Source organism: Mesorhizobium sp. M1142, assembly GCF_040318565.1.
Classification (GTDB): domain Bacteria; phylum Pseudomonadota; class Alphaproteobacteria; order Rhizobiales; family Rhizobiaceae; genus Mesorhizobium.
Genome location: NZ_JAMYMK010000003.1, coordinates 89,483 through 104,606, shown reverse-complemented (window position 1 = coordinate 104,606; position 15,124 = coordinate 89,483). Strand labels below are relative to the sequence as shown.

Annotated in this window: 16 protein-coding genes; 6 read left to right on the top strand and 10 right to left on the bottom strand. The window is 61.4% G+C overall.

From position 1 onward, the window contains the following. Nucleotides 1-40 precede the first annotated feature (40 nt). The 6 genes from NKH42_RS06795 to msrB all read left to right on the top strand — a co-directional run bounded on the left by NKH42_RS06795 (nt 41) and on the right by msrB (nt 3,693). On the top strand, nt 41-487 hold the full coding sequence (locus NKH42_RS06795) for a GNAT family N-acetyltransferase (protein WP_352504924.1): 447 nt from the start codon (nt 41-43) through the stop codon (nt 485-487). A gap of 61 nt (nt 488-548) precedes the next feature. Then, a complete protein-coding gene (locus tag NKH42_RS06790; RefSeq protein WP_352751230.1) occupies nt 549-743 on the top strand; it encodes a type II toxin-antitoxin system HicA family toxin in 195 nt (64 codons plus the stop codon). A 9-nt stretch (nt 744-752) separates the two neighbouring features. Beyond that, complete coding sequence (locus NKH42_RS06785; protein ID WP_254816428.1) at nt 753-1,157, top strand: type II toxin-antitoxin system HicB family antitoxin; 405 nt, start codon at nt 753-755, stop codon at nt 1,155-1,157. A gap of 9 nt (nt 1,158-1,166) precedes the next feature. Further along, complete coding sequence (locus NKH42_RS06780; RefSeq protein ID WP_352751232.1) at nt 1,167-2,357, top strand: vWA domain-containing protein; 1,191 nt, start codon at nt 1,167-1,169, stop codon at nt 2,355-2,357. Continuing rightward, a complete protein-coding gene (locus tag NKH42_RS06775) occupies nt 2,358-3,179 on the top strand; it encodes an MBL fold metallo-hydrolase (protein ID WP_352737812.1) in 822 nt (273 codons plus the stop codon). A gap of 109 nt (nt 3,180-3,288) precedes the next feature. Then, on the top strand, nt 3,289-3,693 hold the full coding sequence (gene msrB, locus NKH42_RS06770; protein WP_352751234.1) for a peptide-methionine (R)-S-oxide reductase MsrB: 405 nt from the start codon (nt 3,289-3,291) through the stop codon (nt 3,691-3,693). Between the two features lie 3 nt (nt 3,694-3,696). On the opposite strand, the gene NKH42_RS06765 is transcribed toward msrB, so the two are convergent. The 10 genes from NKH42_RS06765 to NKH42_RS06720 form a co-directional block, all read right to left on the bottom strand. Continuing rightward, nucleotides 3,697-4,011 (bottom strand): hypothetical protein, encoded by a 315-nt coding sequence (locus tag NKH42_RS06765; protein WP_254816425.1) that lies wholly within the window; start codon nt 4,009-4,011, stop codon nt 3,697-3,699. 66 nt (nt 4,012-4,077) lie between these two features. Further along, nucleotides 4,078-4,518, bottom strand: a complete 441-nt coding sequence (locus NKH42_RS06760; protein WP_352751236.1) for a hypothetical protein — start codon at nt 4,516-4,518, stop codon at nt 4,078-4,080. 182 nt (nt 4,519-4,700) lie between these two features. Continuing rightward, nucleotides 4,701-4,961, bottom strand: coding sequence for a DUF2312 domain-containing protein (locus NKH42_RS06755; protein ID WP_023719653.1), 261 nt, complete (start codon nt 4,959-4,961; stop codon nt 4,701-4,703). Between the two features lie 273 nt (nt 4,962-5,234). Next, a complete protein-coding gene (gene pyc, locus NKH42_RS06750) occupies nt 5,235-8,693 on the bottom strand; it encodes a pyruvate carboxylase (protein ID WP_352687147.1) in 3,459 nt (1,152 codons plus the stop codon). A gap of 217 nt (nt 8,694-8,910) precedes the next feature. Beyond that, on the bottom strand, nt 8,911-10,041 hold the full coding sequence (locus NKH42_RS06745) for a branched-chain amino acid ABC transporter substrate-binding protein (RefSeq protein WP_254816422.1): 1,131 nt from the start codon (nt 10,039-10,041) through the stop codon (nt 8,911-8,913). Nucleotides 10,042-10,179: 138 nt separating this feature from the next. Beyond that, nucleotides 10,180-10,527, bottom strand: a complete 348-nt coding sequence (locus NKH42_RS06740; protein ID WP_352687144.1) for a DUF6867 family protein — start codon at nt 10,525-10,527, stop codon at nt 10,180-10,182. An 18-nt stretch (nt 10,528-10,545) separates the two neighbouring features. Continuing rightward, nucleotides 10,546-11,274, bottom strand: coding sequence for an ABC transporter ATP-binding protein (locus NKH42_RS06735; protein ID WP_352504920.1), 729 nt, complete (start codon nt 11,272-11,274; stop codon nt 10,546-10,548). Beyond that, nucleotides 11,274-12,425, bottom strand: coding sequence for an ABC transporter ATP-binding protein (locus NKH42_RS06730; protein ID WP_352751237.1), 1,152 nt, complete (start codon nt 12,423-12,425; stop codon nt 11,274-11,276). Before NKH42_RS06730 ends, NKH42_RS06735 begins: the two co-directional genes overlap by 1 nt. After that, on the bottom strand, nt 12,425-14,053 hold the full coding sequence (gene livM / locus NKH42_RS06725) for a high-affinity branched-chain amino acid ABC transporter permease LivM (RefSeq protein WP_352751239.1): 1,629 nt from the start codon (nt 14,051-14,053) through the stop codon (nt 12,425-12,427). The genes NKH42_RS06730 and livM overlap by 1 nt, the downstream gene beginning before the upstream one ends. Before the next feature lie 4 nt (nt 14,054-14,057). Continuing rightward, nucleotides 14,058-14,960 (bottom strand): branched-chain amino acid ABC transporter permease, encoded by a 903-nt coding sequence (locus NKH42_RS06720; protein WP_254816418.1) that lies wholly within the window; start codon nt 14,958-14,960, stop codon nt 14,058-14,060. Nucleotides 14,961-15,124 lie beyond the last annotated feature (164 nt).

Here is a 15,124-nt window from a genome sequence, read left to right as displayed (position 1 = left end):
GTGAAGGCAGCTTCGTGTTGCCGAATTCAGAGGAAATGAAATGACCGAGATCACCGTCCGCCCGCTTGCGCAACCCGACCATGCCGACTGGCGGCGTCTGTGGACCGCCTATCTCACCTTCTACGAAACCAAGCTGCCGGAAGACGTTTACGCCGTCACCTGGAAGCGGCTGTTCACGGCGGGCGAGTTCGAGCCGAAAGGCTTCATCGCCACCCTCGACGGCAAGGCCGTCGGCCTGACGCACTATCTCTACCATCGCTCCTGCTGGTCGCAGATAAACAACTGTTACCTGCAGGACCTGTTCGCCGACCCAGATGTGCGCGGCAAGGGCGTCGGCGCCGCCCTGATCGAAGCGGTCAAGCAGGAAGCCGGCAAGATCGGCGTCAAGAACGTCTACTGGATGACGCACGAAACCAACACCACCGCACGCAAGCTCTACGACCACGTGGCGCGCAGGACCGGCTTTATCGAATATGATCTGCTCTGATGAAGCCAACGATTGAAATAATCACCTGTGCGCAATATATTGCGCATGATCAGGGGCGACAGTGCCGCTGATCGAGACCAACACGCGCAAGATTGTCATGAGGCTTTTACGTGACCGCTGGGTGAACGTAGGCGGCGGCAAACACGAGAAGTACGAGCATTCGGAAAGGCCGGAGATCATGATTATCGTGCCGCGGCATCGCGAACAATCTCTGGGTGTTGCGCGGTCGATCGCCCGGCTTGCTGGATGGATTTAAGGACGAATCATGACGCACTATGTCGGAATTCTTGACGGCGCAGATGAAGTCTGGGGAGTGCGGGTGCCTGATCTTCCCGGATGTCACGGCGGTGGCGCAAGTCCCGAAGAGGCGATAGCCGATGCGACTTCTGCCGTTCGCGAATGGGCAGAGACACGAATGGCGAAGAACTTGCCCTTGCCCGCCGCGCGCACTGTGGCAGATCTGCTCCGACTGGGCGAAGTCGATAGCGCTGCCGGTGAATCCGCCGTGATGATCCCTGTGCTGATCGATTCCGGACGGCCTGTCCGGGCCAATCTGTCGCTCGACGCAGGTCTTTTGGCGGCAATCGACGAAGAAGCGGGTCGGCGTGGTCTGACGCGTTCCGCCTTTATCGCCAGCGCCGCACGGGAGAAGATCGAGGGACACAGATAAAGTCGGACCATGTTCATCCCCTTCTTCCTCGAACTGAAGGCAGCGCGGGTTCCGGTCTCGCTCCGCGAATATCTGTCGCTGCTGGAGGGGTTGGAAGCCGGGCTGGTCGACTATGATGTCGAGGGCTTTTACTATCTCGCCCGCGCCGCGCTGGTGAAGGACGAGCGCCACATCGACCGCTTCGACCAGGTCTTTTCGCACATCTTCAAAGGTGTCGAGACGCTGGCTGGCGAAAACGCGGTCGATGTCGAAAACATCCCTGAGGAATGGCTGCGGAGGCTCGCTGAAAAGCACCTGTCGGACGAGGAGAAAAAACTGGTCGAGGCGCTGGGTGGCTTCGAAAAGCTGATGGAGACGCTGAAGAAGCGGCTGGAGGAACAAAAGAGCCGGCATCAGGGCGGTTCGAAATGGATCGGCACCGGCGGCACCTCGCCCTTCGGCGCCTATGGCTACAATCCCGAAGGCGTGCGCATCGGCCAGCACGAAAGCCGCAACCGCCGCGCGGTAAAAGTCTGGGACAGGCGCGAGTTCAGGAATTTCGACGATGCCGTCGAGCTCGGCACCCGCAACATCAAGGTCGCGCTGAAGCGGTTGCGCCGCTGGGTGCGCGAAGGCGCCGAAGAGGAATTCGACCTGCCTGGCACCATCCACGCCACCGCCGAGCGCGGCTATCTTGACATCAAGACACAACCCGAACGTCGCAATGCCGTGAAGCTGCTGATGTTCTTCGATGTCGGCGGCTCGATGGACGACCATGTCAGCAGTGTCGAGGAGCTATTCTCGGCCGCCCGCGCCGAATTCCGCCAGCTCGAATATTTCTACTTCCACAACTGCCTCTACGAAGGGGTATGGAGGGACAATCGCCGCCGCCATGCCGAGGTGATTCCGACCTTCGACCTCATCCATAAATATGGCCCCGACTACAAGGTGATCGTCGTCGGCGACGCCTCGATGAGCCCCTATGAGATCGGCCAACCCGGCGGCTCGGTCGAGCACTGGAACCAGGAGGCCGGTGCCGTGTGGCTCGGCAGGCTGCTGCAGCAATGGCCGAACGCCATTTGGCTCAATCCGGAAGACGCGAAGAACTGGGGCTATACCCATTCTATTGCCATGATCCGCGATATCTTTGGCGGCCGCATGTTTCCGCTGACGCTCGCCGGCCTCGAAGCCGCGACGAAGCAACTTTCAAGGAAGCACTGAATGGACCCACGCAAAACAGGACGGTCGACCTGTTTCCTTTGCCTGCAATGCGGTGTCCAGTTCGCGGCGACAGCGACGCCGCGGCAACATTGCCCGATCTGCGAAGACGAGCGGCAATATGTGCGCTGGGAGGGCCAGGCCTGGACCACGCCGGAAGAGCTCGCAGGCGGGCACCGGGTCGTGATCAAGGATGATGCCGGCGTGCTCGCCTTCGGCATAGAGCCGCGCTTCGGCATCGGCCAGCGGGCGTTGCTGGCGCAAACGCCGCACGGCAATGTGCTGTGGGACTGCATCTCGATGGTCAGCGACGACGCGGTGGCCGAGATCAACCGCCGGGGCGGCCTGGCCGCCATCGCCATTTCGCACTGCCATTATTATTCGGCAATGGTCGAGTGGAGCGAGGCGTTTGGCGGCGTGCCGATTTATCTGCACGCCGATGATCGTCAGTGGATCATGCGGCCGCATCCGGCGATCATCAGCTGGGAAGGCGAAACGCGCGCCATTAACCCGTCGCTGACGCTCATCCGCTGCGGCGGCCACTTTGCCGGTGGCCAGGTGCTGCACTGGAAGCGCGACAGCGGCAATGCCATGCTGGCCGGCGACATCCTGCAGGTGACGCCTACGCGCCGTCATGTCAGCTTCATGTACAGCTACCCGAACTATATCCCGCTCAACGCGACGAAAGTGCTCGGCATCAAGGCCGCGCTGGAGCCTTTCACGTTCGACCATATCTACGGCGCATGGTGGAACCAGAATGTCATCGGAGACGCAAAGGCGGCATTTTCAGCATCGGTTGCGCGCTATCTCGCGGCCCTCGCCTGAGGAATTCGTCGCAGCAGGATAGGAAATACGAGCAAACGCCGTAACAAATGCCTATTTCAAGCGAAGTTGGGAAGGCAACCCAAATAGCGACATAAGCTAAGAGGAAAAAATGGACAGCCACACCTACCCCGTTACCCGCACCGATGCCGAATGGCGCGCCCGGCTGACGCCCGAGCAATATGCGGTGATGCGCAACCATGGCACCGAGCGGCCGGGAAGCTGCGCCCTGCTGCACGAGAAGCGCGCCGGCACCTTCTCCTGCGTCGGCTGCGACCAGCCCTTGTTTGAATCCAACCTGAAATTCGAGAGCGGCACCGGCTGGGCGAGCTTCAACGATCCCGTGCCGGGCTCGGTCGAGACCACCGTCGACCGCAGCTACGGCATGGTCCGTACCGAGTGCCATTGCGCCCGCTGCGGCAGCCATCTCGGCCATGTCTTCGAGGACGGCCCGCCGCCGACCGGCCTGCGCTATTGCATCAACGGCGTGGCGCTCAAATTCGAGCCGGCCGCCTGATCGTCAGGCCACGACCACCAGGATCAGCCACAACGTCGCGCCAAGCGTCATCAGCGAGGCCTTGGCGCCACTCGATTTTCCGGCAGTTCGCCAAACGGCAAAGGTCAGGAAGATATTATAGGGCACCGGCGCGAAATGCACCGCCAGGACTAGCGCAAGCGGCAGCTTCAGCCCAAGCAGAATGAGTGCCGCCACCGACAACGCGACGTTGATCGCTGTGCCGACAACGACCATGTCGCGCCAGAACAGCCGATCGAGCGGCACGCCGCCCAGCCAGCGTGAGCGGAAGAAGGCGGCAACGCGCGACATGATCGTCATCGATCGACCGGCTCCCTCGCTCTGCTCACCAGAGCGGTTCTAAGGATTGCGTCTGGAAATCCTGCTTTATTCCTGACCCAGAACTTCGGCAATCGCGCGCTCGAAACGTGAGGCTTCCGTAACCAGCCAGTCGGTCATCGCCGGCCAACTGTCTTCGGCAAAACAATTCACCCGCCACATCGAATTGATGCCTAGGCCGTCGCAACTTTGTTCTGGCCTGAGCTTCAGCCTGTCTTCGATGGCCGGCTGAAACGGCTTCAACCGCGACCAGGCTTGCGTGGCACCGAGCTTCTCGTTGCGGCCGAAGAAGACGCCGACATGATTGTGCGCAGGCGCGACATACATGGAAATGACCAATGCGAAGTCGGGCAGCCCACGCTGCCAGAACCACGGCCCGCGCCTCGCCAGCAGAGCCCTTTCATCCGGATGCCGTTCCGCGAACAGCGTCCAGAAGCTGCGTTGGCGGAATTCAGAGGCGCGGCGGGCGCCAAAATCGAATTCGCTCATGGTTCGATGCTCGCTCCGGCATCAGGCCGAGACTGTTGCCGAGACGGTTTCGAAAATTCGCTCTGGCGGGTCGTATGGTGGTGGTTTCGAAAACCGGAGCGCGGCGGACTTTAGGTCCGTGAGCGCTGGAACCGCCGAAAACACCATCGGATTGCCGCCGGAGTAGAATTTCCAGACAGTCTCTACACCATTCCAAGCGCGGCCTTGTAGAGGTCGAGAATGGATTCCTCTTCCTGCCGCTCGGCCTGGTCTTTCTTGCGCAGCCGGATGATCGACCGCATCGCCTTGGTGTCGAAGCCGGTGCCCTTGGCCTCTGCAAACACTTCCTTGATGTCGTCGGCAATCGTCTTCTTCTCTTCCTCGAGCCGCTCGATGCGTTCGATGAAGGCGCGCAGCTGGCCGGCGGCAACAGTCTGGCTGGTCTCGGTGATGTCGTCGGCCATATTCTTCTCTCCGCGTCGTTTCTCGCCGCGACTCGGGGTAACCCGAGCGGCGAATTGCAGCGGTTCGATGCCCGACCGGGCGCGGCGGGTCAAGGTGCTATCGATGCGGCATGAACGGGTTGGGCACGCCTTAAGGTGTGTTGAGATTCAGGTCAGGCCGAGCCGAAAACGATGGCTGCCGAGAACCGGAGCGGAGCGTACCTGAGTACGTGAGCACCGGTAGCGCAGGAAGCCGGCGTTTGCAGGCCGGCATCACCTGAATATCAGCCCACCTTACCCGAATGCGATCAGCAGATCCTTGGCATCGATCTGGTCGCCGGCCTTGACCAGCACCTCGGCAATGGTGCCGTCGCGTTCGGCATGCAACGCCGTTTCCATTTTCATCGCTTCGATCGACAGCAGCACGTCACCGGCCTTTACCGCCTGGCCGGCAGCGACCGCAAGCGCCGAGACGACGCCCGGCATCGGCGCGCCGACATGCGCCTCATTGCCCGGCTCCGCCTTGCGTCGTACCTTGGCAGCAGAGGCGCCATGCGCCCGGTCCGGCACCTTCACCCGGCGCGGCTGCCCGTTGAGCTCGAAGAACACGGTGACCATGCCCTTTTCGTCGACATCGCCCATGGCAAGGCAGCGCACCACCAGCGTCTTGCCTTTTTCGATATCGACGAAAATCTCGTCTTCCGGCTTCATGCCGTAGAAATAGGTCGGCGTTGGCAGCACGCTGACCGGACCGTAGGTCTCCTGCGCGGCGGCAAAATCGGAAAACACCTTCGGATACATCAGCCACGACGCGAACTCGAACTCACTGAGCTTGCGCTCGAGTTTTTCCTCGACCTCCGTGCGACTGGCCTTGAGGTCCGCCGGTTTGAGCAGCGAACCCGGCCGCACCGTGATCGGCTTTTCGCCCTTCAGCACCTTCTTCTGCAATGGCTTTGGCCAGCCGCCCGGCGACTGGCCGAGATCGCCGCGCAACATCGACACCACCGAATCCGGGAAGGCGATGTCCCGCGCCGGATTCTCGACATCGGCGACGGTCAGGTCCTGGCTGACCATCATCAGCGCCATGTCGCCGACGACCTTGGACGACGGCGTCACCTTGACGATGTCGCCGAACATCAGATTGACGTCGTGATAGGTCTGCGCCACCTCGTGCCAGCGTGTCTCCAGCCCGAGCGAGCGCGCCTGTTCCTTGAGGTTGGTGAACTGACCGCCCGGCATTTCGTGCAGATAGACCTCCGATGCCGGCCCCTTCAGGTCGCTTTCGAAGGCTGCATATTGGTTGCGCACCGCCTCCCAGTAGAACGAGATGTGCCTGATCCATTGCGGGTCGAGACCCGGGTCGCGCTCGGTGCCTTTCAGCGCCTCGACGATCGAACCCAGGCACGGCTGCGAGGTGTTGCCCGATAGCGAATCCATCGCCGCGTCGATGGCGTCGACGCCGCTCTCCACCGCCGCCAGCACGGTTGCCGCCGACAGGCCGGATGTGTCGTGGGTGTGGAAGTGGATCGGCAGGTCCGTCGCCTCGCGCAGCGCCTTGAACAGCACGCGGGCCGCCGCCGGTTTCAAAAGCCCGGCCATATCCTTGACGGCGATGATATGGGCGCCTGCCGACTGCAATTCCCTGGCCAGGCCGACATAATATTTCAGATCGTATTTGGCCCGCGCCGGATCGAGTATGTCACCGGTATAGCAGATCGCCGCTTCGATCAGTCTGCCCTCGGCACCGACCGCATCCATGGCCACACGCATGTTCTCGACCCAGTTCAGGCAGTCGAAGACGCGGAACAGGTCAATGCCGCCGGCAGCGGCCTGGCGGACGAAATGCTGGACGACGTTATCGGGATAGTTGGTATAGCCAACGCCATTGGCGCCGCGCAGAAGCATCTGCAGCAGAAGGTTGGGTGCTGCCTCGCGCACTTTGCTCAGCCGCTCCCATGGGTCCTCGGTGAGAAAGCGCATGGCGACGTCGAATGTGGCGCCGCCCCAGCATTCGAGCGACAAAAGCTGCGGCAGAGCACGCGCATAGGTGCCGGCAATTCCGGCGATGTCATAGGTGCGCACACGCGTCGCGAGCAAGGATTGATGCCCGTCGCGCATTGTCGTGTCGGTGACCAGCACCTCTTTTTGCTCGCGCATCCACGCGGCGAATTTCTCCGGCCCGAGCACGTCGAACTTCTGCTTGCTGCCTTGAGGCACATTGCCGTTGAGATATGGCACCACCGGCGGCGCCGCATCGGCCTTTGGCTGCGGCCGGCCGCGCGTCTCGGGATGGCCATTGACCGAAACATCGGCAAGATAGTTGAGCAGCTTGGTCGCGCGGTCCTGCCGCTTCACACTGGCGAACAGTTCCGGCGTCGTGTCGATGAACTTGGTGGTATAGGAATTGTCGGCGAAGCTCGGGTGATTGATGATCGCCTCGAGGAAGGTGAGATTGGTCGCCACGCCGCGGATACGGAATTCGCGCAGCGCCCGGTTCATGCGGGCAATGGTCTCGGCCGGCGTCGGCGCCCACGCCGTCACCTTTTCCAGCAGCGGATCGTAGAAGCGGGTGATCACCGCGCCCGAATAGGCGGTGCCCCCATCAAGGCGGATGCCGAAGCCGGTGGCACCGCGATAGGCGGTGATGCGGCCATAATCGGGGATGAAATTATGTTCGGGATCTTCCGTGGTGATGCGGCACTGCAGGGCGTGACCGTTGAGCCTGATGTCCTTTTGCGCCGGCACGCCCGATTCCGCCGTGCCGATGGCAAAGCCGTCGAGGATATGGATCTGCGCCTTGACGATGTCGATGCCGGTCACCTGTTCGGTGACGGTGTGCTCGACCTGGATGCGCGGATTGACCTCGATGAAATAGAATTTTCCGGTGTCGGCATCCTGCAGGAACTCGACCGTGCCGGCGCCGATATAGCTGGTTTGGCGCGCAATTCTCAGCGCGTAGCCGCAAAGCTCTTCGCGTTGTGACATTTCCAGATACGGCGCCGGCGCCCGCTCGACGACCTTCTGGTTGCGGCGCTGGATCGAACAGTCGCGCTCGAACAGGTGCACGGCGTTGCCTTGGCGGTCGCCCAGCACCTGCACCTCGACATGGCGGGCGCGCTCGATCAGCTTCTCGAGATAGACCTCGTCCTTGCCGAAAGCCGCCTTCGCCTCACGCTTGCCCTCCATGACCTCGCGGGCGAGATCGGCCTCGGAGCGGATGGCGCGCATGCCGCGGCCGCCGCCGCCCCAGGATGCCTTGAGCATCACCGGGTAGCCGATCGTCCTGGCGAGTTCCCTTACCGCCGCCATGTCGTCCGGCAAGGGATCGGTAGCGGGAATTACCGGCACGCCGACTTCGATCGCGAGATTGCGCGCGGCGACCTTGTTGCCCAGCCTGCGCATCGTATCGGGGTTTGGCCCGATGAAGATGATGCCGGCCCTGGCGCAGGCCTCGGCGAATTCCGGGCTCTCCGACAGCAGCCCGTAACCCGGATGGATGGCGTCGGCGCCCGAAAGCCTGGCGACGCGGATAACCTCCTCGATCGACAGATAGCTTTCGATCGGCCCCATATCCCTGGCCAGATGCGGCCCGCGCCCGACCTGGTAACTTTCGTCGGCCTTGAAGCGATGCAGGGAGTATTTGTCCTCCTCTGCCCAGATCGCCACGGTTTTAAGGCCGAGCTCATTGGCCGCGCGGAAGACGCGGATGGCTATTTCGGAGCGGTTGGCGACAAGGATCTTCGAGATTGCCAAGGACAGGGCTCCGGACGCGGGGAAGGGAACTGCCGGACATGATTAGCGCGAAAATGCTGCAGTGCAAACAAAATCGAAAAGAGGGATTAAACCGATTTAGTATGATCTAGTGTCGACCCGGACAACGCCTGGGGCAGTCCGGATCCAGGCATTTGGGAAACCCCCATGAAAAATGCCCGGCGCGAGGCGCCGGGCATTCTCATACAGCAACGTCCGGTTATTTGCCGGGTTCGTTCTCGACATAGGTGTACTTGCCGTCGTCACCCTTCTTCCAGGTGTACATGACGTAGTCCGGACGGGTGATATCGCCCTTTGCATCGTAGCCGATCTCGCCGATCGCAGTCTTCCAGGGGCCGGCCGACTTGATGGTCTCGGCTACCTTCTGAGCGTCATCGGCTGAGCCGGTCTTGGTGATGGCGGCCGCGATGATTTCCATCGCTGCGTAGGAGTAGAGGGTATAGGCCTCAGGCTCGAAGCCGGCCGCACGGAACTTCTCGACGAGTTCCTTGGCGTTCGGATTCTTGCGCGGATCCGGAGCGAACGTCATCAGCGTGCCCTCGACGGCGTCGCCGGCGATGGAGGCCAATTCGTTCGACACGATGCCGTCGCCGGACATGAAGGTTGCCTTGAGGCCCTGGTCGGCGAGCTGGCGTATGATCAGGCCGGCTTCGGTGTGCAGGCCGCCATAGTAGACGACCGAGACGCCCGCATCCTTCATCTTGGCGATGAGGGCCGAGAAATCCTTGTCGCCGACATTGATGCCTTCATACATGGCCTCAGTCACGCCGTTGGCTGCGAGCGCCTTCTTCGTTTCGTCGGCGAGGCCCTGGCCATAAGGCGTCTTGTCATGGATGACAGCGATCTTGGCATCCTTGAAGTTCGCGGCGAGATAGTCGCCAGCGACCTTGCCCTGCTGATCGTCGCGTCCGCAGGTGCGGAAGGTGTTCCACATGCCACGTTCGGTGAACTTCGGATTGGTCGCGGCCGGCGTGATCTCAAGGATACCGTTCTCGGCGTAGACTTCCGACGCCGGGATCGAGACGCCGGAGTTGAAGTGGCCATCGACGTACTTGACGCCGTCGGCGACGAACTTGTTGGCGACCGAGATGCCTTGCTTGGGATCGGAGACGTCGTCGCCGACTTCAAGCTTGAGCTGCTGGCCAAGAACGCCGCCCGCCGCATTGATATCGGCGACCGCCTGTTCGGCACCCTTCTGAAGCTGGGCACCGAACGCTGCGTTCGGACCGGTGATCGGACCGGCAACGCCGATCAGGATGTCAGCCCACGCGTTGCCGCTGAACGCGACAAGCGCGGTCAGGGCGACGGCGGACAAAAGTGACTTTTTCATTGAAACGCTCCCATTTACCGAGTGGGCGTGGATGTTGCTTTCATGCGATGCCCACCCTTGCTCGCAGAAAGAGTACTTTGCCGATTTTCAGGCACTTGTCACGCCGATTCATCCCTGAAACGCCGTTAATGATAAATGTCAACCTTTCGGTTTCCAGCTCAAAAGAGAGGCTCTTTCGTAAAGCCAATTATACTGCGTTACCATCTGGTTCGTGCGCGTGTATTGGTAGCCAATGAAGCCCAATATCATCAGCACGATGGTATCGACCACGTAGTAATGCAGCGAAAACATCGTTCCGCCGAACAGCGCATGATGGATGAATCTTACGCCGATGCCGAGCCCCAGCATATAGGCGAATAGCTGGACGAAGCTGCGCCATGTTTGGGCACACGCCTTGCCCGTCATCCAGGCCGCCCAGCCGCCGAGCAGGCAGGTGACGAAAAAGAACTGCCAAATCGAGGGTTCCTCATAAAGAATGCCCTGCATGATGAAGACTCCTGAAACTCAGTGATGGCCGCCCTCGAGATAGGCGGCGCGCACTTCCGGATTGGCGAGCAGTTCCTTGCCGGTGCCGCTCATCGTCACATTGCCGTTGACCATGACATAGCCGCGCGTGGCGAGCTTCAGTGCGCCGAAGGCGTTCTGCTCGACCAGGAACACGGTCAGTCCCTGCGTGCGGTTCAGCTCGCGAATGGCGTCGAATATCTGCTTGACGATCAGCGGCGCTAGGCCTAGCGACGGCTCATCCAGCAAGAGCAGCTTCGGCCTTGCCATCAGCGCGCGGCCGATCGACAGCATCTGCTGCTCGCCGCCCGAAAGCGTGCCGCCACGTTGGCTGACGCGTTCCTTGAGCCGCGGGAACAGCGTAAAGACCCTTTCGACATCCTCGTCGTAATGCTTGAGACCGTCGAGGCTGGCGCCCATCTGCAGGTTTTCCATCACCGTCATGCGCGGAAAGATGCGCCGGCCCTCTGGCGACTGCGCGATACGCATGCGCGCGATCTCGTGGGTTGGCATCTGGGTGATATCGGTGCCGGCGAAGGTGATAGTGCCGGCACGAGCGCGCGGAGCACCGAAGATGGTCATCATCAGTGTCGATTTGCCGGCGCCGTTGGCGCCGATCAGCGCCACGATCTCGCCCTGTTTGACGGTGACGTCGACGCCGTTCAGCGCCCTGATGTTGCCGTAGTAGGTCTGGACGCCCTTGATATCGAGCAGCGTTGTGCCGGCCATTATTTCCGCCCCCCACGCCGATTAGAGGTGCCGGGAGTTTTCGACTTCGCCGGAGCCTTGCCCGGCTTTGCCGTGGAAGATTTCGCGGCCGATTTGGCTTTGGCCGGCGATCCGGACTTTGCAGCAGCAGCGCTCGACCTTGCATCGATCTGCCCGGCCTTCGAAGCGCCCTTTGACACTGTGACGCGTTCGCCCTCGCTATGGCCGACCGTATCGGCCACCGGTCCGGCGAGATAGGAAGACGATGTGCCCGGTCCATGCGCGGCATCCGGACCCGTATCCAGTTGCTCGATGACGTCCTCGTCGCCGACTTCGGTCAGTACCGTCTCGACGTCCTCGTCTTCGACGCCGAGATAGGCGGCGATGACGCGCGGGTCGGTTCGCACCGATTGCGGGTTGCCGTCGGAGATCTTGCGCCCGTATTCGAGGACGACGACATGGTCTGAAATCTGCATGACCACCGCCATGTCGTGCTCGATCAAAAGGATCGAGGTGCCGGTGTTGTCCTTGATGTCCATCAGCAGCGCATTGAGCGCCGCCGATTCCTTCGGATTAAGGCCGGCGGCCGGCTCGTCGAGGCACAAAAGCTCAGGGCCGGTGCACATGGCGCGAGCAATTTCGAGCCGTCGCTGCGCGCCATATGGCAGATCGCCGGCAGGATCGTCGGCGCGGTCGACGAGATCGGCCTTCTCCAGCCAGTGCTCGGCGAGTTCAACCGATTCCGCCGAAGCCTGTCTGTATCCGCTATAGCCGAACAGGCCGAGAATGGTATAGCCGGACGCCTTCATCAGCTTGTTGTGCTGGGCCACCAGCAGGTTCTCCAGCAGCGTCATGCCCGAGAACAGGCGGATGTTCTGGAAGGTGCGCGCCACCTTGGCCCGCGCCGGGATCTCATGGTTCGGCAGGCGTTCGAGCAGGAAGGTCGAGCCGTCGCGCCGGTTGAGCGTGATCATGCCTTCCGACGGCTTGTAGAAACCGGTGATGCAATTGAACACGGTGGTCTTGCCGGCGCCGTTGGGGCCGATCAGCGCGGTGATCTCGCCACGTTTGGCCTGGAATGACAAATCGCCGATGGCGATGAGACCGCCGAACTTCATCGACAGATGCTCGACCTGCAGGATGGCATCGTTCACGGAGGGGCTCGCGTTCATCAGCCGTGTCCCTCCTTGGTGAAGGACCCGGACACCGCCCTGCGCACCTTGAGGAAGGCTGTCGGCTCGCGGCTGCCGACGAAGCCACGCGGCTTCCACAGCATGACGATGACCATGGCCATGCCGAACAACAGCATGCGATAAAGCTCCGGCGTGAAGTCGGGGCCGAACCCGGGTATGACCTTGATGTTGCCCCAACTCAGGCCGGTCTTGAGGAAATCCAGTTCGCGCAGGATTTCGGTGCCGCCGATCATCACCATGGCGGCGACGGCAATACCGACCAGCGAGCCCATGCCGCCAAGCACGACGATGGCAAGGATGATCGCCGATTCCAGGAAGACGAAGGATTCCGGGCTGACGAAGCCTTGCCGCGCGGCGAAGAACGAGCCGGCAAAGCCGCCGAACATCGCGCCCGTGGCAAAGGCCGTGAGCTTGGTGGTGGTGGTGTTGATGCCGAGCGAGCGGCAGGCGATCTCGTCCTCGCGCAGCGCTTCCCAGGCGCGGCCGACCGGCAGGCGCCTGAGCCTCACCGTGACGAAAGCGGTCAGCAGGCAGAGTCCAAGGATCAGGTAGTAGAGGAAGATCTTGTAGTAGGCACCGGACTGCGCGATGCCAAGCACCTTGGAGATGTAGTTCGGGTCGGAGACGTTGAACGACATCAGGCCGAAGAACGAGACCTTCGGGATGCCGGAAATCCCGGCCGAGCCGTTGGTCACTTCGCGCCAGTTGATGATCACCAGCCTTATGATCTCGCCGAAAGCGAGCGTCACGATCGCCAGATAGTCACCGCGCAGGCGCAACACAGGGAAGCCCAGCATCACGCCCCAGAATGCAGCCATCAGGCCGGCGGCGGGCAGCAGGATCCAGAAGGAAAGGCCGTAATGCGTGCCGAGCAGCGCATAGGCATAGGCACCGACGGCGTAGAAGGCGACATAGCCTAGGTCCAGCAGGCCGGCCAAGCCAATAACAATATTCAACCCCCAGGCCAGCATCACGTAGATCAGGATCTGGATGCCGAAATTGTCGACATACTTCAGCGAACCCTGGAAACCGGCCGCCATGGACCCAGCATATAGCGCCAGCACCAACACCACGATAATCGGGTAGAGCGCCAGTGCGGTTATGCCCAATGCCGAGAAATGAGAATGAATGAAGGCCCGGAAACGATATATCAGCCAGGCTAGCGCATAGATGATTGCAAGTGCCCGCAGGAACCGCACAAAATCGGAAAGTTCCGGCCCTAAAGCCTCGGTCAGGAAGCCGCTGAGCGCGAGCAGAAGAACGGCGACGGCGAGCGCCACGATAAACGCGGGAAGGCGGAAGAATCGCGAAGCCAGGCTGACCGGCAGCAGGCCGGTAGCGACGTCGACGATCTTCTGGTTCGCCAGGAAGGGCTGGCCATAGGCGACATAAAGGAAGCGTCCGGCCATGGTGGCGATCACGACGCCGGCGAGCAAGCCCCAGCGCTGCACCAGGATCAGTTCGTTGGAGATGTTCTGGTCGGTCTTCAGGCCGATGAACAGCACGAACAGGCCAAGCGAGATGGCGCCGGCATAGAGCGCTTCGCGAAAAGCGCGCTGGACCGGGGTGGCTACGACGGTGCTTTCCGGAGACACGGTAACCGCCATGATCTCAGACCTTTTCGACTTCTGGCCGGCCGAGAATGCCGGAAGGCAGGAAGATCAGCACGATCGCCAGGATGGAGAAGGCGGCGACGTCCTTGTAGTCGATCGAGAAGTAAGCCGACCACATGCTTTCGATGAAGCCAATCATCAGGCCGCCGAGCACGGCGCCGGGCAGTGAGCCGATGCCGCCGAGCACCGCGGCAGTAAACGCCTTCACACCGGGCGTAAAACCGTCGGAAAACACCACCACGCCGTAATACATCAGGAACAACGTGCCGGCGACGGCGGCGAGGGCGGCGCCCATGATGAAGGTGATCGAGATGGTGCGATCGACGTCGACGCCGAGCAGTGCGGCCATCTTGCGATCCTGCTCGCAGGCGCGCTGCGCCCGGCCGAGCGAGGTCTTGTTGACCAGGTACCAGAACACCGCGAGCAGGACTATGGTGACCAGGACGATGATGATCTGCTTCAGCGAGACGCTGATGCCTTCGATGTTGTAGACCGTGGACACCATTGGCGGGACCGGCTTGTTGCGCGGCCCCTGCGTCACCTGGACGAAATTGGACAGCGCAATCGACATGCCGATCGCAGTGATCAGCGGCGCCAGCCGGAATGAACCACGCAAAGGCCGGTAGGCCACCTTCTCGATCGTCCAATTATACAGGCTGGTCAGCAGCATCGCGACGATCATCATGATCAGCAGCGCAACGACGATCGGCAGCGAATAGAACAACGCACCGAGGATGAGGAAAACGATGAGCGCGGTGAAAGCGCCGATCATGAAAATGTCGCCATGGGCGAAATTGATCATGCCGATGATGCCGTAGACCATCGTATAGCCGATCGCTATCAGCCCATAGATCGATCCCAGCGTCAGCCCGTTGATAAGCTGCTGGACAAAATACTGCATGCTGTCGTGGCTCCCCTGGAATGTCGCCCATGCAGACGCATTCCTTTTCGTATTTTCCCTAGTCGTAAAGTGTCGAGCCCGGATTGCAACGTGATTTTTCGATCATTACGCGTGTTTTCGCCGCATGCCGTCCGATTGCCCGTTTTGTTCCCGTCCGCCCCCTG